Origin of the sequence: Streptomyces sp. NPDC048718, assembly GCF_043198875.1 — a bacterium.
GTDB lineage: Bacteria > Actinomycetota > Actinomycetes > Streptomycetales > Streptomycetaceae > Streptomyces.
In genome coordinates, this window is record NZ_JBICVG010000006.1 from 255,652 (window position 1) to 273,384 (window position 17,733).

The 17,733-nt window shown below is 71.4% G+C and carries 16 protein-coding genes; 6 read left to right on the top strand and 10 right to left on the bottom strand.

Translation table 11 applies throughout. The annotated features are described in order from the left end of the window. Positions 1-122: 122 nt before the first annotated feature. Positions 123-548, top strand: coding sequence for a hypothetical protein (locus tag ACGFRB_RS13855; protein WP_363012181.1), 426 nt, complete (start codon positions 123-125; stop codon positions 546-548). A gap of 819 nt (positions 549-1,367) precedes the next feature. On the opposite strand, the gene ACGFRB_RS13860 is transcribed toward ACGFRB_RS13855, so the two are convergent. The 4 genes from ACGFRB_RS13860 to ACGFRB_RS13875 form a co-directional block, all read right to left on the bottom strand. Beyond that, on the bottom strand, positions 1,368-2,621 hold the full coding sequence (locus tag ACGFRB_RS13860) for an NAD(P)/FAD-dependent oxidoreductase (RefSeq protein ID WP_393242836.1): 1,254 nt from the start codon (positions 2,619-2,621) through the stop codon (positions 1,368-1,370). A 2-nt stretch (positions 2,622-2,623) separates the two neighbouring features. After that, on the bottom strand, positions 2,624-2,818 hold the full coding sequence (locus ACGFRB_RS13865) for a ferredoxin (RefSeq protein ID WP_363012206.1): 195 nt from the start codon (positions 2,816-2,818) through the stop codon (positions 2,624-2,626). 2 nt (positions 2,819-2,820) lie between these two features. Beyond that, positions 2,821-3,744: a pyridoxamine 5'-phosphate oxidase family protein gene (locus ACGFRB_RS13870; protein ID WP_393242838.1), complete on the bottom strand. Its 924-nt coding sequence runs from the start codon at positions 3,742-3,744 to the stop codon at positions 2,821-2,823. 321 nt (positions 3,745-4,065) lie between these two features. Then, positions 4,066-4,530, bottom strand: a complete 465-nt coding sequence (locus tag ACGFRB_RS13875; RefSeq protein WP_363012184.1) for a VOC family protein — start codon at positions 4,528-4,530, stop codon at positions 4,066-4,068. A 174-nt stretch (positions 4,531-4,704) separates the two neighbouring features. Between ACGFRB_RS13875 and ACGFRB_RS13880 the strand changes: the two genes are divergently transcribed. After that, complete coding sequence (locus ACGFRB_RS13880; RefSeq protein WP_393242840.1) at positions 4,705-5,289, top strand: CGNR zinc finger domain-containing protein; 585 nt, start codon at positions 4,705-4,707, stop codon at positions 5,287-5,289. Positions 5,290-5,605: 316 nt separating this feature from the next. Here ACGFRB_RS13880 and ACGFRB_RS13885 read toward each other — a convergent pair whose 3' ends face one another. The 6 genes from ACGFRB_RS13885 to ACGFRB_RS13910 all read right to left on the bottom strand — a co-directional run bounded on the left by ACGFRB_RS13885 (position 5,606) and on the right by ACGFRB_RS13910 (position 13,571). Next, positions 5,606-7,318, bottom strand: coding sequence for an AMP-binding protein (locus tag ACGFRB_RS13885; RefSeq protein ID WP_393242842.1), 1,713 nt, complete (start codon positions 7,316-7,318; stop codon positions 5,606-5,608). Between the two features lie 44 nt (positions 7,319-7,362). Then, complete coding sequence (locus ACGFRB_RS13890; protein ID WP_393242844.1) at positions 7,363-9,438, bottom strand: FAD/NAD(P)-binding protein; 2,076 nt, start codon at positions 9,436-9,438, stop codon at positions 7,363-7,365. Between the two features lie 438 nt (positions 9,439-9,876). Next, positions 9,877-11,238, bottom strand: a complete 1,362-nt coding sequence (locus ACGFRB_RS13895; protein WP_393242846.1) for a methylaspartate mutase — start codon at positions 11,236-11,238, stop codon at positions 9,877-9,879. After that, a complete protein-coding gene (locus ACGFRB_RS13900) occupies positions 11,235-11,708 on the bottom strand; it encodes a cobalamin-dependent protein (protein WP_363012189.1) in 474 nt (157 codons plus the stop codon). The genes ACGFRB_RS13895 and ACGFRB_RS13900 overlap by 4 nt, the downstream gene beginning before the upstream one ends. Before the next feature lie 265 nt (positions 11,709-11,973). Next, on the bottom strand, positions 11,974-12,390 hold the full coding sequence (locus ACGFRB_RS13905) for a cupin domain-containing protein (protein ID WP_363012190.1): 417 nt from the start codon (positions 12,388-12,390) through the stop codon (positions 11,974-11,976). A gap of 260 nt (positions 12,391-12,650) precedes the next feature. Beyond that, positions 12,651-13,571 (bottom strand): LysR family transcriptional regulator, encoded by a 921-nt coding sequence (locus tag ACGFRB_RS13910; RefSeq protein ID WP_393242848.1) that lies wholly within the window; start codon positions 13,569-13,571, stop codon positions 12,651-12,653. A gap of 317 nt (positions 13,572-13,888) precedes the next feature. Between ACGFRB_RS13910 and ACGFRB_RS13915 the strand changes: the two genes are divergently transcribed. From ACGFRB_RS13915 to ACGFRB_RS13930, 4 genes are all read left to right on the top strand, one after another. Beyond that, the gene (locus tag ACGFRB_RS13915; RefSeq protein WP_393242850.1) at positions 13,889-14,503 is read left to right on the top strand and encodes a CGNR zinc finger domain-containing protein; all 615 of its coding nucleotides are present in this window, start codon (positions 13,889-13,891) and stop codon (positions 14,501-14,503) included. Positions 14,504-14,834: 331 nt separating this feature from the next. Continuing rightward, positions 14,835-16,187: a hypothetical protein gene (locus tag ACGFRB_RS13920; protein ID WP_393242852.1), complete on the top strand. Its 1,353-nt coding sequence runs from the start codon at positions 14,835-14,837 to the stop codon at positions 16,185-16,187. A 208-nt stretch (positions 16,188-16,395) separates the two neighbouring features. Beyond that, positions 16,396-16,986: an HPP family protein gene (locus ACGFRB_RS13925; RefSeq protein WP_393242854.1), complete on the top strand. Its 591-nt coding sequence runs from the start codon at positions 16,396-16,398 to the stop codon at positions 16,984-16,986. A 4-nt stretch (positions 16,987-16,990) separates the two neighbouring features. Then, positions 16,991-17,653, top strand: coding sequence for a pyridoxamine 5'-phosphate oxidase family protein (locus ACGFRB_RS13930; protein ID WP_393242856.1), 663 nt, complete (start codon positions 16,991-16,993; stop codon positions 17,651-17,653). Positions 17,654-17,733 lie beyond the last annotated feature (80 nt).

Below are 17,733 nucleotides of genomic sequence, written 5' to 3' on the forward strand. Positions count from 1 at the left end.
CACGGAGATTCCACGTGAAGCGTCTTATGAGCGCCGTTCTCTCCACCGCTGTGCTGAGCACCGGTGTCATAGCAGCCTCCGCCGCACCCGCTTCGGCAGGCATCAGGTGCTCTGAAGAGCGGATGTACACGATCGGCGACAAGAAGACCGTCTGGATGCCCACCAACATCCACAGCGACTGGGCCAAGCCGGGCGTGCGCATCAGCTACTCGAAGAACAAGACCGGCACCTGGACGGCCACGGGAACCGCGACCGTCGGCGCCGAGGCCGGCGTGATCTTCGGCAAGGTGTCGAGCTCGTTCAGTGTCTCCGTCGGGAAGACCTGGTCGAAGTCCGACACGTGGACGTACGCGGCCACGGTCGCGAAGAAGCCGGGCAAGACCAAGGGGCGCCTGATGATGTACCACGAGGCGAAGGGCTTCAGCGTCACGCGTTACCACTGGGCGTCGACCTCGTCGGGCTGCAAGAAGGTCAAGGACTGGAAGAAGTCGGGCAACATCGCTCCGGTCAAGCGGAGCAACAACCTGTGGGGCATCCAGTACTCGTAGTCGACATGGCGTCAGGCCCGGAACCTTTGGGGAGGTTCCGGGCCTGATGTATGAGCCGACCCCGGTCCCAGAGCGGGCAGGTATTCGGCCCGCCGGGCGGGTGGAAAGTGCGCTCGCGAGGACCCGGGGCTGCCTCTGGCGTCACACCAGTTCACATCCGCCCCACGGAGAGTGCGGAGTAGCGCCTTCCGCCCCGGGCCGCGTGAGTAAGTGCGCTCGCGAGGGTCCGGGAGTGCCTCTGGAGTCACAGGAGTTCACCCCTGCCCCATTTTCGGCGGGGATTTCGACTTACGTCGTGGCTTGGTAACGCGGGGGTGGTCTCCGTATGTGCCCTCGGCGACTCTTTGGTGCCCCCGGGCGGTGACCAGCGGGGCATGAATCCCAGCTCACCGACGGCGGTCATTCGCTGAGCCGGGCCGGGCCGCCCCATTTCACTGCCGCGCACCCCGGGCCGGCGGGCACGGTCCCACCCACCCGGACCGCAAACCGAGCCCCACCCCACCGGCGCGCGGCCAACGAGCCGACCGGAGCGATACCCGGACCCCACCCACCCCACCGCCCCGCCACCCGCCCACGGCGCCCGGCCGACAAGCCAGCCCCCGCGTGGACCTTTCCCCCCGGGCCGCCCTCCGAGAGTGTCTTTCGCGCCTGGAAGCGCCGGGTCAAGGGTGGGCGCAGCCCATCACGCAGTGACGCGACCGAAGGGAGCGCCCTTGACGCGGTGGTGGAAGGCGCGACTCTCGGAAGGAGGGCGGACACCACGTCACACCCACCCGGACCTCGCGCTCAGACACGTACGCCCCGCCCACCCCCTGCGGCTCACACCAGAGCCAAAACCCCACCACTAATATCGTCCGCCAGCTGCGCCTGATAAGCCGTAATACGAGCCGCCCTGTTCGCCGTCAGCGCGCCGATCAGCCGCCCCTGGCGGTAGTACGCGACATCGAGACGACGGCGCTCCGGGTCGATTTCCCGTACCTCCGTACGGTCGGCCTGGCGGGTCAGACCGACCGCGCGCAGGCGGACGCCGTACTGCGTCGACCAGAACGAGGCGACCGGGCGGTAGGCGACAGGATCGTGCGGGTGGAGCAGGTTGTGGGCCGCCGCCCGGGCCTGTTCGGCGGCGTTGCTCCAGTGGCCGAGGTTGATGAGGTCGTCGGCGTGCGGGTGGGGGAAGCGGGTGACGTCCCCGGCCGCCGTGATCCGGGGCTGGGGCCGGCCCGCGCCGTCCAGGACCCGGGCGTACTCGTCGGTGACCAGGCCCTGGTCGATACGGAGGCCCGAACCGGTCAGCCAGTCGGTCCGCGGCACCGCGCCGAGGGCCAGCAGGACCGTGTCGGCGGGCAGAGTGCGGGTGCCGTCCGGGCCATTGACGGTGACGTGGGTCGGGCGGTCGGTGCCCGCGACGGCGGTGACGGTGTGGTGGGTGAGGATCTCGACGCCCGCGTCCTGGTGCAGCGCGGTCAGGAAGGCCGCGGCCTCGGGGCCGATCGCCGCCTGGAGCGGCAGCGGTTCGGGAGTGACGAGGGTGACGGTGTGGCCGAGTTCCCGGGCTACGGAGGCAATCTCGCAGCCGATGAATCCGCCGCCCGCGATCAGCAGGTGCCGCGGGGTGGCGGGATCGAGGTCCGCCTTGAGCGCGTGGGCGTCGTCCAGGGTGCGCAGGGTGTGCACGCCCGTGCTTGGCAGCGGCCCGGGCCAGGCGCGCGGAGTGGCGCCCGTGGCGATGACCAGGCCGTCGTACGGGTGAGTGGTCCCGTCGTCGAGATGGACGAGGCGGGCGGCGGTGTCCAGGTGGACGGCGCGGCGCCCGTAGTACTCGTCCAGTCCGAGCGGGGCGGTGTCCTCCAGCGCCAGACCGGCCGGGGTGATCTTGCCCTGAAGGAGTTCCTTGGACAGCGGCGGCCGGTCGTACGGCGGGTGGTTCTCGGCGCCGATGAGAGTGAGGGGCCCCTGGTGGCCGGCCTCGCGCAGCGCCTGCGCGGCGCGCAGACCCGCCAGCGAGGCGCCGACGACGACGATTCGCTCAGGACGTTCCCCGGCCCGGGCCCCGGCCGGGGTTGGCGCGGTCACGGTCACGGCGTCGCCTCGACGAGGATGGCGCGGACGGGGCAGACGGCGGCGGCCTTGACGGCCTTGTCGTGCAGGGCGTCGTCGGGGGTGGCGTCGTACACCAGGTAGTCGTCGTCGTCGAAGGAGAAGATCTCGGGGGCGGCGAAGACGCACTGGCCGTGGCTCTCGCACAGGTTCATGTCGACAGTGATCTTCACGCTCATGCTGCTGCTCCTTGGGCGGGCTGGGGGGCGGGCGGGTTGAAACGGGAGTACTGCGGGGCGCTCCAGCGCAGCGGGGAGGCGTGGTCCCGCTGCACGACACGCTCGATGGTGAACTCGACGACGCGCTGCGCGCCGGGGAGATCGGCCGTGTGATCGGGGTTCCAGTCGACGGTGGCGGTACCGGTGAGCTGGAGGAGGGTGCCGGTGCTCCAGTCGGGGAGCAGGAGTCCGGCGCGGGGATTCATCTCGATGTTGCCCAAGGTGCCGAACATGGCGTTGCCGACGTAGTCGGGCCAGCGCAGCCGGGTGGGCGTGAGCGCCTGGAGGAAGCCGGGGTTGCCGCCGCGGTGAGAGGCGTCGGCGTTGCCGTCGGCGTCGGCGGTGGCGACGAAGAACGTATCCGTTCTCGCGATGAACTCCAGCTGCGAGGCGTCGAGTTCACGCCCGTGGCGGGGTGCATCGGGGCGGTCCGTCTCGTACGCCGGCTCACGCTTTTGAATGTACTTGGGGCAGTTGGCGTAGATCTGGTCGAGCGCGATGTCCAGGCCGCCGTCGGGGGTGGGTCGCGAGCGGCCGTTCATCCGCATCCGGCGCCGGGTGGCGGGCTCGATGGCGATCATGCCGAGGTGGGCGGGCGCGGTGAGCGTCTCGTGAAGAGGGTCGCCGGCCTCGGGGGTGGCGGTGACCGCCAGGCCGGCGGGGCCGGTGGCGGTGATGAAGCCGGGTTCCCCGGTGAGCAGGGAGGCCCAGACGTCGCCATGGGCGTCCGTGGCGCCGATGACGAGCATGGGCTGTTCGGCGAGGAACCCCCGGGCGATGTCGGGGATTTCGCTCTTGATGGCGGCGGAGGAGAAGTCGGCGTGGTCGAGCAGGCCGGCGCGCTCCTGCACGGTGCGTTCTCCCGGGTGGTAGACGCCCATGTCCGGCTCCTTTCCGGTCGGTGCTGGTCCGCGGGGGCGCGCGAGGCGCCGGAGGTGCGGAGACTGCGGAGGTACGGGTGACAGGTGGTGCGTACGAGCGGGTGATGCGTACGAGCGGGGGCCGGGGCGGCGGGGGTGGCGTGCCGCCTCGGTGCCGCGGTGATGCCGTGGTGCTGCGGTGGTGCTGGTGGTACGAGGTGGTGCCGGTGGTACGGGGTGATGCCGTGGTGGATCCGGCCGGGCGGGGCGGTTCGGGCCTGGGGGGCGGGCTGACCAGAGGTGGCAGCCCGCCTCCGGCCCGGCTGATCCGGCTGATCCGGTTTAGAAGAAGCCGCAGGTGGGGGCGGCACCCGTCGGCGCGGGAGCGGTCTCGGCGCCGGACGGGGCGTAGATCTCCAGGCGGATGCCGTCGGGGTCGGTGAAGAAGATGCCGCCGGAGCCGGCGCCCTCACCGTGGGAGACGACGCCGTCGTGGGCGAAGTTGGCGCCCAGCTCGCGCAGGACACCCTCGGCGGTCTTGACGTCCTCGATGGTGTCGACCTGGAAGGACAGGTGGTGCAGGCCGGCCGCGCCGGTGGAGAAGGCGGCGTCGCTCTGCTGCCACAGGGTCAGCACCAGCTTGCCGTCACGGGCGAGGAACGCCCAGCGCTGCGAGTCGTCCTTGCCCTCGGCCAGGATCTCGAAGCCGAAGACCCGGATGTAGAAGGGCAGCGACTTCTCGATGTCGGTGACGTTGAGGCCGACGTGGCCGGTCTGCAGGGACTTGGAGGCGAGGGACTGCGACATGGAAGTGCCTTCCTAGAAGAGGTGGGGGTCGGGCTTTCGGGTTTTCCCCGTCCGGCCCAACCGGTGAAAAGAACGTTACTGGTTGACTCGCTCACGGTCAACCGGTGAAACTGGGTTTGCTGGTTGAATCTGGCCATGTGGTCGCATGGACCACGACACGAAAGGGGCTCCCCGATGAGCACAGACCCGCAGCCGACCCCCGGCGCCGACCCACGGCCCCTGACCACCGAGCCGCTGCCGCTGGACCTGGTCAACACCGTCTGGATCGACGGGGGTGGGCGCCATGACCTGCTGCAATACCCCGGAGGGGTATCCATCTGGCTGGCGGCCACCGGGTTCGGCGACACCGTCCCCGACACCCAGGAGACCCTTGAGGCCCTCCTGGTCACCCGCACCGCGATCGACGCGCTCCTCGACGAGCACAGTGATCACGAGCAGGCGGCCAATGGCTTGAATGAGACCCTCCGGCACGGCCGTATCCGGCGCCTGCTGGCTCCTGAAGGGCCCCAGAGCGTCGTCGACACCGACTCTCCGGCCTGGTTGGCGGCCTGGAGCGCCGCCGAGGCGTATCTGCGGCTGCTGGAGGAGAACCCCGACCGCATCCGTAAATGCGCCAATCCCGAATGCGTCCTGCACTTCTACGACGTCTCCAAGAACGGCGGCCGCCGCTGGTGCTCCATGGCCGGCTGCGGCAACCGCGCCAAGACCCAGCGCCACTACACCCGGCACCGCAAGAACACCGCCCCCACGAACCCGTAGCACCGGCGCACCCGTCCCGTAGGACGGCGTACCCGGCCCCGCGCGACTCCTACCCGGCCCCGCGCGGCTCCCCACGGCTCCGCGCGATGACGACACAGCGGCGGTGGTCACCGGCTCCCAGAGCAGCCGGCGGCCACCGCCGCTGTGTGTTCCCGTGCGTGTCCGCGCCCCGCCTCGCCCCTGCCCCCCCTGCACCCGACCCCCCTGCGGGCGGTGCGCCGCAGAGGGGTCGTCGCCCGGGGGAGGGACGGTGTGCCGGGGGCCGGTGGCCCGCGACGGGTGATGTGGTCCCGTGGAGAGCGGGGAGGGGACGGGCTCAGTCGCCCAGGGCGTACTCGCTGCCGGCTTCCCGCTCCCGCAGCGCCGCCCGGCGGACCTTGCCGGAGGCCGTACGCGGCAGCGGACCGGTGAACTCCACCACCCGCACCTGCTTCTCCGGCGGCAGATCCCGTACGACCGCCTTGAACAGCACGCGCGCGGTGTGCGCGTCGGGCTCCCAGCCGTCGGCCGGCACCACGTACGCCTTGGCCTTCCACAGCCCCACCGGATCCGGTACGGGCACGACCGCCGCGTCGGCGACCTGCGGCTGTGCGAGGAGCACCTGCTCCAGTTCGAGCGGGGAGATGCGGTGGTCGAACGACTTGAACATGTCGTCCGCCCGGCTCAGATAGCTCAGATGCCCCTGCTCGTCGCCCAGCACGAGATCACCCGTGTGGTAGAGGCCCGAGGCGAAGGCGCGGGCGGTGCGCTCGGCATCGCCGGTGTACCCGTTCATCAGACCGGCCGGGCGGTCCGTCAGATCGACGCACAGCTCACCCGGGCTGCCGGCGGGCACCGGCTCGTGCGTCTGGGGATCCACCAGGACCAGCCGGTAGCCGGGCAGCGCCCGGCCGATCCGCCCGGCCACCGCCCGCTGTCCGGGCGTGGTGCCCGCCTGCGCGGTGGTCTCGGTCTGCCCGAACCCGTCGCGCAGCTCGATGCCCCACGCCGCGCGCACGGCCTCGATCAGCGGCTCCTCCAGCGGCTCGCCGGCCGAGGCCGCCTCCCGCAGCCGAGGCGGCCGCGGCCCCAGCCCCTCGGCCACCAGCGCGCGCCACACCGTCGGCGGAGCGCAGAAGGTGGTGGCCTCGCGGGAGGTGAGGACGTCCAGGACGCGGCGCGGGGCGGCGTCCTCGGCGGGCAGGGCCAGAACGGTGGCCTCCGCGTTGAACGGGACGAAGAAGCTGCTCCAGGCGTGCTTGGCCCAGCCCGGCAGGGAGATGTTCAGATGGAGATCGCCGGGCACGACGCCGTTCCAGTACATGCCGCTGAGATGACCCACGGGGTAGCTGGTGTGGGTGTGCTCGACCATCTTCGGCGCGGACGTGGTGCCGGAGGTGAAGTAGCGGAAGAGCACGTCGTCGGCCTTGGTGGGGGCGTCGGGCGTGAAGCCCCCGGTGAAGGCGCGGGAGTCGGCGTAGTCGGTCCAGCCGGGCACCGGGGCGCCGACGCTGATCCGGTTGACGGTGCCGGCCGCCGGGAACCGGTCGGTGACGGCCGCCTCGGCGACCGCATGGCGGACCTCGCCGCGCGTCATCCGGTCGGCCAGCTCGGCCGGGGTGGCCGTGGTGTACGTGGGGATGACGACGGCGCCGAGCTTGATCGCGGCCAGGGTCGTCTCCCACACCGCGGCCCGGTTGGCGAGCGCGAGCAGGACCGCGTCACCGCGGCGTACGCCCAGGGTGGCGAGCCAGCCGGCCACCTGGGAGCTGCGGGCGGCGAGTTCCCGGTACGTGACGACCTGGTCGCTGCCGGGGCCGGCCGGGCCGACCAGACGCAGGGCCGGGCGGTCGGCGGTCTCCGGGTGGCGGGCGATCTCGTCGAACCAGTCCAGCGCCCAGTTGAAGTGGGTGAACTGCGGCCAGGAGAAGGCCTCGTGGGCCGCTTCGAGGTCCTCGCGGTGGGTCAGGAGTGTGTCCCGGGCCGCGCGGAACACCTCGTACGGAGACGGAGTCGGAGTCGGAGTCGCTTCGAGCGTGGACTCGGACACGGACTCGGAAACAGAGGCCGGCGCGGATGCGGAGGTGGGGAGGGTCACGAGGTGCTCCGGGCGGTGCCGGCGGCGGCGAGCGGACGGTCGGCGGCGGCGGTGTCACCGGCTTCGCTGTCCGTACGGACACCGGTGGTGGCGTCGGTGGTGGCGTCGGTGGAGGTCAGGAGAGCCTCGGCGATCGTGTCGGCGTCCCGGTAGAACAGGGTCTGGCCGGTGCCCGGGCGGCTGGAGCCGACCTGGGTGAACCAGCGGGTGTGCTCGGTGGGGATGCCCAGCGCGAACAGACCGTGGTGCGGCCGGCCCTCGGCGTCCAGGACCCGGAACGGCGCCGGAGTGACGTCGAGACCACCGGTGGCGTGCACGCCGTCGGGACCCTGGATGGTGAAGGTACGCACCAGGCGGTCGGCGAGCAGCCGGCGCACCAGCGGCGAGGTGTCGCGCGCCAGGTCCGGGGTGGGGATACGGGCGTCGATCAGCGCGGTGGCCTCGGCGAAGGAGCCGGGGACCTGCTCGGAGGCGACGGTGAAGGTGCCGGTCGTCTCGTCGGTGGCGAAGCGGGTGTGGGGGCCGGCGATGTCGACGACGCCCTGGTCGATCAGCGCGTACAGCTGCTCCACGCGCTCCAGCGGCGGGCCGGCCGACAGCAGGGCGTTCATCGGCAGGTAGTCGCGCTCGAAGTGCTCCGCGTGGGACGCGGGCAGCAGACCGCCGAAGTCGACGGCGTCGCGGACGACGTTGCGGATGTCGCGCAGGACGTCGAGCGCGGCCTTGAGCGGGCCGTCGGCGTTGCCGAGGCGGGCCTGGTCGAGGTCGTCGCGCATGACCGTCAGCAGGTGGGTGCGGAAGGCGTCCGTACCGTCGAACCGCATGTCCGCGAACGGCCGGGCCAGCGCCTTCAGATCGATCGGCGGCAGATCGGCGAGGCCCGCCGAGGCCAGCAGCGCGGCCGGGTCCTGGCCGCGGTGGAGGTGGTCGGCGAGATCCCGGGCGAAACGATCCGCCGCGCCCGAGCCCGCGCCCGTCTCCGTACCCACACCCGTCCCCCCGTCCACGCCCGCCTGGGCGCGGTGCGCGGTGGTGTAGTAGACGTACGCGATCTCGTCGAGCAGCAGCGGCAGCACGTCCGCGCCGAAGTCGAGCTGGGCGCTGCCGGTCCGCGCGGTCCGCGCCGCCCGGGTGGCGGTGAGCGCGGCGCGGGTCAGGAACATCGGCTTGTGGCTGTGGGTGGCGGACTTCTGGTTGCGGCCTCGGGCGGGGATGGGCAGACCGCTGCGCGAACCGGCGACGATCCGGGGCTCGCGGCCCGAGGGGATGTAGGTGTACGTGCCGTCCGCGGCGGCCTTGAACTCGCCGCCCCGGCCCACCGTCAGAGAGAGCATCACGTCGTAGAAGGACAGACCGAGCCCGCGGATCGCGACGGTGGAGCCGGCCGGGATGGTGGCCTCGTCCAGCGGCATGTCGGCCGCCGAGTCGCCGCGCAGGTAGTGCACCGGGTGGCGGCCGGCGAAGGACTCCATGGCGGCGTCGAAGGGGTCGGCCTCGTTGCGCGGGTGGCCGGTGGCGAGGACGACCCGGTCGCAGGTCAGCTGGTGCGGCTCGGCGTCCAGCGTGAGCCGGTAGGTGCCGTCCGGCCGGGGCTCCACGGCGGTGACACCGGCCCGGTGCGCGTCGAGGGTGGCGTGCGGCGGCAGCGCGCGGACGACGGAGCGGTAGACGTCGGCGAGGTAGCGGCCGTACTCGGCGCGCGTGGCGTAGTCGTTGGGGCCGGCCGGCTCCTCGCCCGCCGGGGTCTGGGCGACCAGCCACTCGTGCAGCGACGGGCCGGCGCCGGGCCGGGCCGGGCCCTGGTCGCCGTCGCCCGAGTACATGGTGATCTGGCTGGCGACGGTGTTCATCGTGAACCACGGATCCTGGTCCGTGCGCCACACACGGCCCGCGCCGATCTCGGTGTTGTCGACGAGGTGGACGACGACCGGCCGGGGCGCGGGGCCGCCCTGCCGGGTGGCCTGGTCGTACTCGTCCGTCAGCCGGCAGACGAGGCGCTCCAGGACCGACAGGCCACGGGGGCCGCTGCCGATCACGGCGAGGTGCAGAGGGCGGTTGAGGCTGGTGAGCATGCGAATCCCCTAGATGGATCAGACAGCGGGCGGGCGGGCGAGTGGCCGGCGGCGGGCCGAAGACAGGACGAGCCGAGACGAGCCGAGACGAGCCGAGACGAGCCCGGGACGAGCCGGGGCGGCGCGACGAGACGCGGGGCGAGGAACGGGACAGCGGGACAGCGGAACGGATGGAGACACCGAAGGTCGGAAGAAGCGACGCGACGGGACGGGGGTACGAAGTGGGGGTGCGGTGGCCCGGCGACGCCGGCGCGGCCCCCCGCACCCCCGGCGGACGGGGGAGTCCGCAGGTGGGGGGGGAGTGGGGGGAGTCCGCGGGCGGGGCTGCCGGGCGGTGCGGGGGTGGTACGCCGACGGGCCGTGCGGTGGGGGGTTCGCGGGGTGGTGCCTGTCGTGCGATGCGGTCGGAGCGCGGTATGGGGGAGCGAGCTACCGGAATCAGTGCGCGGAGAGGGCGGCGGGACCCGCGGCCGTCAGGGCGGCGCGGTCGTAGTGCTCCTGCACATGGCCGAGCATCCGGAGCAGGTCCTCGGCGCGCAGCCCGGTCTCGCCGCCGAGCGGGGCGGTGGTCACGGGCATGGACCCGGCCCGGAGCCACTGCAGACTGCCTCGGGCGTCGATGAAGCTGCGGGCGCGCTGCGCGTTGTCGGCGTGCAGGCAGTACGGGACGTCGAGAATGCCTCGGCTGAACGCGAGGACCAGCGCCCGGTCGATGTCCGGGTGAAGATCGAGCACGGCCTCCACGAGGGTGCGGGCCTCGGCCAGCACTCCGAACTCTCCCTCGGCCGCGCCCAGCCCCAGCCCCGCCCCGATGCCGTTGACGGTGGCCTCGCGGGCCTCGCGAGCGGCGCGGGCGGCCTCCTCCAGGGCGGTGATGTTGTCCTCGATGGTCGGGATGCGGTGGGCCTCGGCCGGCGTCTTGACGATCATCCGCTCCGTGCCGGTGATCGCCGCCAGCCGGGCGGAGTCGCGCAGCAGTTCCAGCGCGCCGCCGACGGTACGGGGGAAGACCCCCATGTAGCTGTAGAGGACGACGTGCCAGTCGATGCCGTCGAGGTGCTCGGCCGCGAGGGTCCGCAGCGCGTGCAGGGCCTCGACGTCCTGAGCGCGGTGGGTCTGCTGGGCGTAACTCAGGGAGACGCTGGTCAGACCGTGCCGGCGGAAGAAGATCCCTTCCAGGACGGACAGCGCGACCAGCAGGCTCGGCGGGCACAACTGGCCGAGCATGCAGCCGCCGAACGACTCCAGATGGGTTCCCGGGCGGGAGGCGAGCAGCTCGCAGCTGCGGGCCCAGGCGTCGACGGACTCGGGGATCGGCGTACGGCTGTAGGGCAGGCAGTACGAGATCGGTCCGCCCTCGGTGGCGTCGAGCCCGGCGTCCAGGAGCGCGGCGATGATGTCGTACGGCTTCGCGGAACCGTGCCGGACCTGCACCGCGAAGTCGCTGCCCTGCTTCACCTGGTCGACCAGCGCCCTGGTGACGTCGGGGCCGTGCGCGACGATCGGATAGCCGTTGAGGTCGGCGCCCGAGGCCAGCGCCGCCCGGGCGGAGTCGTGGTCGCCGACCCGGGTGTAGCTGTCGAGCGTGATGGTGCCCACGACCCGGGCGCGGGCGTTCTTCACCGCGTTCAGGCCGAGTGCCATCTCCGTGGTGGTCGCCATGCCCATGCGCGGCTGGACGACGAGTTCGCCCTCGGCACGCGCCCGGGCCACGGCGCCGGCGAACACGCCTAAGGAACGCGACGCCGAAACCGGAGCCGGGGCGCCGGCGGGGGAGGAGGGGGAGACAGGGGCGGTCATCGTGCCGCTCCTTCGAGCGCCGGGGCGGAGGCCTCCAGGTAGCGGCGGAACGGCTCGATGCCCGCGGCGTCCTCGAAGACCGCGTCGAACCCGGCGTCCAGCAGACCCTCGCTGTGGGACGCCCCGTCCGCGCCGCGGATGCCGAGCTTTCCGCCGATGACGACCTTGAGGTCGCTCAGGTCGGGCTCCTGGCGCAGCTTGCGGATCAGCCGGCCGCCGTCGAGCGCACCGTGACCGTTGACGCTGGAGATCACCATCATGTCCGGGCGGTGCCGGCGGGCTTCGGCGATCAGCAGGTCGTCGGGGACGCACGAGCCGATGTTGGTGACCTCGTGGCCGAGGTCCTCGAGAAGGAGCTGGAGGAAGACCAGGTTCCAGGTGTGGGAGTCGGAGGAAACGCTGGACACCAGGACCCGCCGGCCCGCGGAGGCCGTCGGAGCGCCGCTGTGACTGGACGCGGGCAGAGACATGGGAGTGATCTTTCCGTGGGGCACCGGCCGGTCGCACGACCGGCAGTGAGGGGGAAGGTGAGAGGCGGAGAGGGGGAGCCGGGTGGCGCCGGGAGGAGAGCGGCGCGGAGGTACGGGGCGGACGCCGGCCGGACGATCAGCCGGGCCGAGCCGAGCAGAACCGAACCGAACCGAGCCGGGCCGGCCCGAGGCGGGGCCCCCACCGTGGGGGTTCCTCCCGGCCGGCCTGCCGGCCGGCGGGTGGAAGGGCGTGCGTGCCGGCGGCTCAGGGAGCGGCGGTGACGCCGACGGGGCGGATCTCCTTGGCGGGGGTGCGCGCCTCGGCCGGGTGGGTGCGGATGGCCAGGACCGTGCAACCGGTGCGGCTGGACATCTGGTGCTCGGTGCCCGGGCCTTCGACGATCAGGTCCCCCTTGACGTAGGAGGGGCCGTCGCTGTGGTCGAGGACGCCGTCGAGGACGAGCATCAGCTCGTAGCCGAGGTGCTCGTGGAAGTCGCCGTGCGCGCCGGGCGGGAAGCGCAGCAGCAGGCCGATGGAGTCCTCGTTCTTCTCGGCGTCGGGGGCCCACAGGACGGCGTGCTCGACGCTGACCCGGCCGGGCTCCTGCCAGGCGGTCCATTCCAGGCCGTCCAGATCGAATCCGCTGCGGAACACGTTCTGTACGTAGAGGACGTTATCCATGGTCTCCCTCAAGTGCTTTTCCGGGGACGGGACGTGATGTCCCGTCACTTGAAAGGCTAGGGTGTGGAAATTCATTCGAACAGAATGTTTCCGATGGCTGGTATCCGGGTATCCGATGGCCCTTCCGTGGGTCTTCCTCGGGTTTCCCCGGCCTTTCCGAAACGGTTCCGGGCAGCACGACGGGCACGGCCGCGCCGGGAATTCACCTTTCGGGAATTCGCCGTCCGCGGGCCGTGCCCGGATCGTTTTTCGCTATGGGTTCAGGAGGCGAGCAGTTTGTCGAGCTCGACGCCGCATGGAGCATCGCCGGCGCACTCGGCCGGGGCGGGGGCGGGCATACGGCGGATCAGCTCGGCGATCGAGCGGTCGGCCCGGCCCAGGTGGTCGGCGCGGGAGTAGACGAGACGGACGTCGAGTTCGGCGTGCGGGACGCCGGGGACGATCTGCAGACCCTGGGCGGCCAGGGAGTCGTCGGGCGGGATCATGGCCAGTCCGTAGCCGGCGCGGGCCAGTTCACGTACGCCGCCGACCGAGCCCGCCTCGATCACGGCGGGGTCGACGCCGTACCGGCTGCGCAGGACGCGGACCAGCGGGAGGTGACTGGCGCAGTCGGCGTTGACAGTCAGGACGCGGACCGGGCGCTGGGCGTCGGTCACGGGAGTGGCGGCCAGCGCGGGCGAGGCGACGGGCACCAGGGTCAGGGCGGGCAGCTTCTCGGCGGTCAGGTCGTCGGGAAGCGTGTCCTGGCCGTCCTCGAAGGCGACGACGGCCAGCTGGGTCTCGCCTCGGGCGACGGATTCGGCGGCGTTGCGCGAGCTTAACTGGCGGGGTGAGACGGTGACCTTGGGGTAGCGATAGCGGGCCTCCCGGATCAGCCGGCCCAGCCGCTGCTCCATGAGGAGGGGGTCCGCGCCGATGGCGACCCGGCCTTCGGCCTCGCCCTGGGGCTGTAGCGCGCCGCTCATCTCCTCCATGGTCAGCATGATTCTTTCCGCGTAATCCCGAACGATTTCACCGTGCTGGGTCAGCCGGACTCCGTGCGGAAGTCTTTTCAGCAGCGGATAACCGAGCTTCGTCTCCAGGGACTTGATGTGCCCGGTGATGCTGGACTGGGCATATCCGAGATTGCGCGCCGCTCTGGTGACGCTCCCCTGGCGTGCGACTTCGCGAAAGGTGCGCAATTGATGGATGGAAAGGTCCAAAACCATTGCTGTCCCCAAGAGTGAGAGATCCGACCTCGGCCGGACCACACCTTCGTGCCGTCACGTGATGCTCGAACACGAGGGCGCGGACCCGCCGAATGTCCTGCGAGAACGCTCCTCCGGGTCGCTCCGGCGCCCTGCTCGTACTCGCGTTGGAGCGCCGTCACGTCGTACCCTGCCGCGACAGCAATGCGTCTAACGCATTACTGCGGATACCCCCGTTAGGTATGAGATGGTTGCATGACGCTGCCTCGCTCGGCAAGTCGGTCCGAGAACCCCGCCCCCGAAGGATGCCGGTGACCACCCACGCCCTGACCTGTCCTCACCCCGCCACCGAAGCCCCGCCGTTGCTCGGTGAACCGCTGGCGCTGGAGTTCGTCAACACCCACTACGCCGTACGCGGTTCACTGCGCGACGGCCTCGGCCGCCCCGACTACCTCGCCTGGTGGCTGTCCATGTGCCGGGACCGCTTCAGCACCGAACTCACCGACGCGGCGCTGGCCGCGGTCGACGAGGCCGATGTCGTCCACTTCCGTGAACTCCGCGACGCCTCCCGGCGCTTGATAGACGTCCGCGTCGAGGGCGGGGAGCCCGATAGTCGTGACGTCGCCCAGGTCAACCGGGCCGGCGGGCTCGGCCGTTCCTGGCCCATCCTGCTGTGGAACCCTCAACAACCCCCCACCGTGGCCCGCTTGGGCGCCCAGGGGCCGCTCCTCGAAGCCCAGGCCGAACTCGCCCATGCCGTCGTCACCCTCCTCACCGCACCCCAGGCCGATGTCGCGGCCTGCCCGGGCCCCGGCTGCGTCCTGTTCTTCGAGCGCAATCCGCCCCGCCGCGCCTGGTGTTCGCCCGGCTGCGGCAACCGTGCCCGCGCGGCCCGCCACTACCACCGCCACCGCCCCGCGGACTGACCGCCGGCTCCCCCCCGTCGGGCCCGCCCACCGGAGCGTCCACCCGTCCGGAGGGCGGCCCGGACATGTGTGTTGCCTGCACGCAAAATCTAACGGCTAGCTCCTCAATTGCCGTTAGATACTGCGAGGCACCGCCTGACGAGCCGGTATCGGAAAACGCCATATCAGCCATCTGGAACATCAGCTCCACAGGTCCGGCCCGCGACCTACCTTCGATAGCGGAACAGCAACGTTGCTCCAGCGTCTCCCGCTCCACCACCTCCTCCCGCGTGCCGCACACCTCACCGGGAACAGGTGATGACCTGCCGACAGACACCCGAAGAGGACCCACATGCTCTCCATACGTTCGAGCCGCCGTATCGCCGTGGCCGCCGCCGGTCTCGCCCTGATCACCGCCGCCGTCGGCGCGACCCCGGCCGGTGCGCAGTCCCTCGACACGACCACGCCGACCACCCCCGACCGTGTCCTGTACTGGAACAACGCCATCCTGGACGCGTTCCGGCAGGTCGGTGGCACCCCGGGTCCCCTCACTCGCGGTGGCGCGATGATGAACCTCGCCATCTACGACGCGGTCAACTCCATCCAGACCATCGGCACCCCGTACGTCACGAAGGACGCCACCGCGGCCGGCAAGGTCGGCTCGGTCGACGCGGCCGTCGACTACGCCGCCTACACGGCCCTGAAGAACGCCTTCCCCAGCGTCGACTTCACCGCCGCCTTCAACGCCGCCCGCGCCCTGCCGGACCGCGGCAACGCCGCCGAGCAGCAGGCCGGCAGCCAGCTGGGCATCGAGACCGCCAACGCGATCATCGCCAACCGCACGGGCGACGGCTCCGCCAACACCGCTCCGTACATCGCGGTCAACGCCCCCGGCCACTGGATCCCCGCCGCCGGCAAGCCCGTCGGCAACCCGAACTGGGGCAGCGTCAAGCCCTTCGCGCTGACCAGCGGCAACGAGTTCCGCCCGGCCAAGCCCGCCGGCTTCACCACCCCCCAGCAGATGCTCGCCAGCCCGGAGTACGCCGCTCAGGTCAACGAGATCAAGGCGATCGGCGGCAAGAACTCCACCGTCCGTACGGCCGATCAGACCCAGCAGGCCCACTTCTGGGCCAACGACGTCGACGGCACCTACAAGCCGGTCGGCCAGCAGTACGACCACACCCTGGCTGTCTTCAAGCAGTACCGGCCCAACGGCGGCACCTTCGCCTCCAGTAAGCTCTTCACCCAGATGTCCGTCTCCCTCGCCGACGCGGCCATCGCGATCTGGGACTCCAAGTTCAACTCGGACTGGGACCTGTGGCGTCCGCAGCACGCCATCAACTTCGCCGACCAGGTCTACAACAAGGACCTCACCGCCGACCCGTCCTGGCAGCCCCTGGAGTCGGACCTCGCCGGCAACAGCTTCAGCCCGAACTTCCCGACCTACGTCTCCGGTCACTCCGGCATCGCCGCCGCCTGGGCGGGCGTGCTGAAGAACTACTTCGGCCGTGACGACCTGTCCTTCACCGGTGGCACGGACGACCCGTACGCCAAGAACGTCACCCGCACCTTCCCGTCCTTCACCGCCGCCGCCCAGGAGAAGGCCGACAGCCGCAAGTACATCGGCGTCCACTTCGAGTGGGACAACGCCGCCGCGCTGGACCTCGGCTACAAGGTCGCGAACAAGGCCAACGCCCGCTTCTGATCCGCACACCGGCCCGGTGACGCCGACATCCCGGCACGCCGGCACACGTGGCGGCCGCTCACCTGGCCGCCACCCCGTGGACCACGACACCACGGCCCTCCCGGGCCGTGGTGTCGCCGTGGTCGCCGCCCCCTTCGCCCCACACCCCACCGGGCGGCGCGCCCGCACCTTCCGGCGCGTCCCCGCTCGTACCCCCCAAGGAACACCCATGGCCACCCAGACCCCCGCACCCGCTCCCGCACCGACGGTCACTCCCGAAGCAGTCACGCCGCCAACCAACTCCCCCTCTCCCGGCGGTCGTTATAAGAAGCTCCTCACCAGTAAAGCCCCCGCGCGCCCCAAGCCGGCCACGATTCTCACCAATACCCTCGCCGCCACCCTGGCCCTCACCGCCATCGCCGGTCTCGGACTGCTCCTCCACGAGCCCCTCCTCATCCCCCCGCTCGCAGCCAGCGCCGCCCTCGCCTACGGCGCCCCGGTCCTCCCCCTCTCCCAGCCCCGCAGCATCATCGGCGGCCAGTTGATCTCCGCCCTCACCGGATTCGCGGTCCTCGCGCTGCTGCCCTCCAGTTCCGTCACCGCCGCCGTCGCCGGCGCGCTCGCCCTGACCGCGATGACCCTCACCCGCACCAACCACTCCCCGGCGGCGGCCACCGCGATCATCGTGGTCCTCACCCAGCCCTCCCTCGGTGTCTTCCTCGGCGGCCTGGCCCTCACCGCCGTCACCCTCAGCCTCATCGCCGTCCTGCGCGCCAAGATCGACCCGACCACTCCCGCGTACCCGCAGTACTGGTGGTAAACGGATGACCAGCCGATTCGCCCAGCTCCTCTTCACGCCCGACGTCCAGCGCCATCAGGACACCGCGGGCAGTGCCCGCGCCTATCGGCGCATGGCCACCGCCGCCGGCCCGGCGCCCGACGAACTCGGTGAGGACGAGCGGGAGTTCATCCTCGAACGCGAGAGCTTCTACATCGCCAGCGTCAACACCGCCGGGTGGCCCTACGTTCAGCACCGCGGCGGTCCGCCGGGCTTTCTCCAGCCGCTCGACGGCCGCACCCTGGCCTTCGCCGACTTCCGGGGAAACCGGCAGTACATCACCAACGGCAACCTCGACAGTGACGACCGGGTCTCCATGATCTTCATGGACTATCCGCACCGGATCCGGCTGAAGGTCCTCGGCCACGCCCGCGTCGTGCAGCTCGCCGATCACCCCGAACTCGCCGAACGCCTGCGGCCGGTGGACTACGACCACCCGCACATCGTCGAACGCCTGGTCCTCATCACCGTCGAGGCCTTCGACTGGAACTGTCCGCAGCACATCACCCCGCGCTACACGCTCCCCGAACTCCACCGGGCACTCGACCCGATCCGCGCCCGCATGGACGAGCTGGAGAGCGACAACACCGCGCTGCGCAAGGCGCTCGCCGAGCACGGCATCACCGACCCCACGCGCGGCGGCGCGTGAGAAGGCGCGGAGGTCGTCATGCGGTACGGCGTGGACGCGAAGAACCCTTGTTCTTCCTCTCCTTGAACGGCGAGAGGAAG

What these genes read in the sequence shown, in the direction of transcription:
- ACGFRB_RS13875 (WP_363012184.1), bottom strand. Translation starts at nt 4,530, where the DNA reads ATGTCGCAGTCCCTCGCCTCCAAGTCCCTGCAGACCGGCCACGTCGGC.
- ACGFRB_RS13905 (WP_363012190.1), bottom strand. Translation starts at nt 12,390, where the DNA reads ATGGATAACGTCCTCTACGTACAGAACGTGTTCCGCAGCGGATTCGAT.
- ACGFRB_RS13880 (WP_393242840.1), top strand. Translation starts at nt 4,705, where the DNA reads ATGAGCACAGACCCGCAGCCGACCCCCGGCGCCGACCCACGGCCCCTG.
- ACGFRB_RS13900 (WP_363012189.1), bottom strand. Translation starts at nt 11,708, where the DNA reads ATGTCTCTGCCCGCGTCCAGTCACAGCGGCGCTCCGACGGCCTCCGCG.
- ACGFRB_RS13930 (WP_393242856.1), top strand. Translation starts at nt 16,991, where the DNA reads ATGACCAGCCGATTCGCCCAGCTCCTCTTCACGCCCGACGTCCAGCGC.
- ACGFRB_RS13925 (WP_393242854.1), top strand. Translation starts at nt 16,396, where the DNA reads ATGGCCACCCAGACCCCCGCACCCGCTCCCGCACCGACGGTCACTCCC.
- ACGFRB_RS13890 (WP_393242844.1), bottom strand. Translation starts at nt 9,438, where the DNA reads ATGCTCACCAGCCTCAACCGCCCTCTGCACCTCGCCGTGATCGGCAGC.
- ACGFRB_RS13870 (WP_393242838.1), bottom strand. Translation starts at nt 3,744, where the DNA reads ATGGGCGTCTACCACCCGGGAGAACGCACCGTGCAGGAGCGCGCCGGC.
- ACGFRB_RS13920 (WP_393242852.1), top strand. Translation starts at nt 14,835, where the DNA reads ATGCTCTCCATACGTTCGAGCCGCCGTATCGCCGTGGCCGCCGCCGGT.
- ACGFRB_RS13895 (WP_393242846.1), bottom strand. Translation starts at nt 11,238, where the DNA reads ATGACCGCCCCTGTCTCCCCCTCCTCCCCCGCCGGCGCCCCGGCTCCG.
- ACGFRB_RS13855 (WP_363012181.1), top strand. Translation starts at nt 123, where the DNA reads ATGTACACGATCGGCGACAAGAAGACCGTCTGGATGCCCACCAACATC.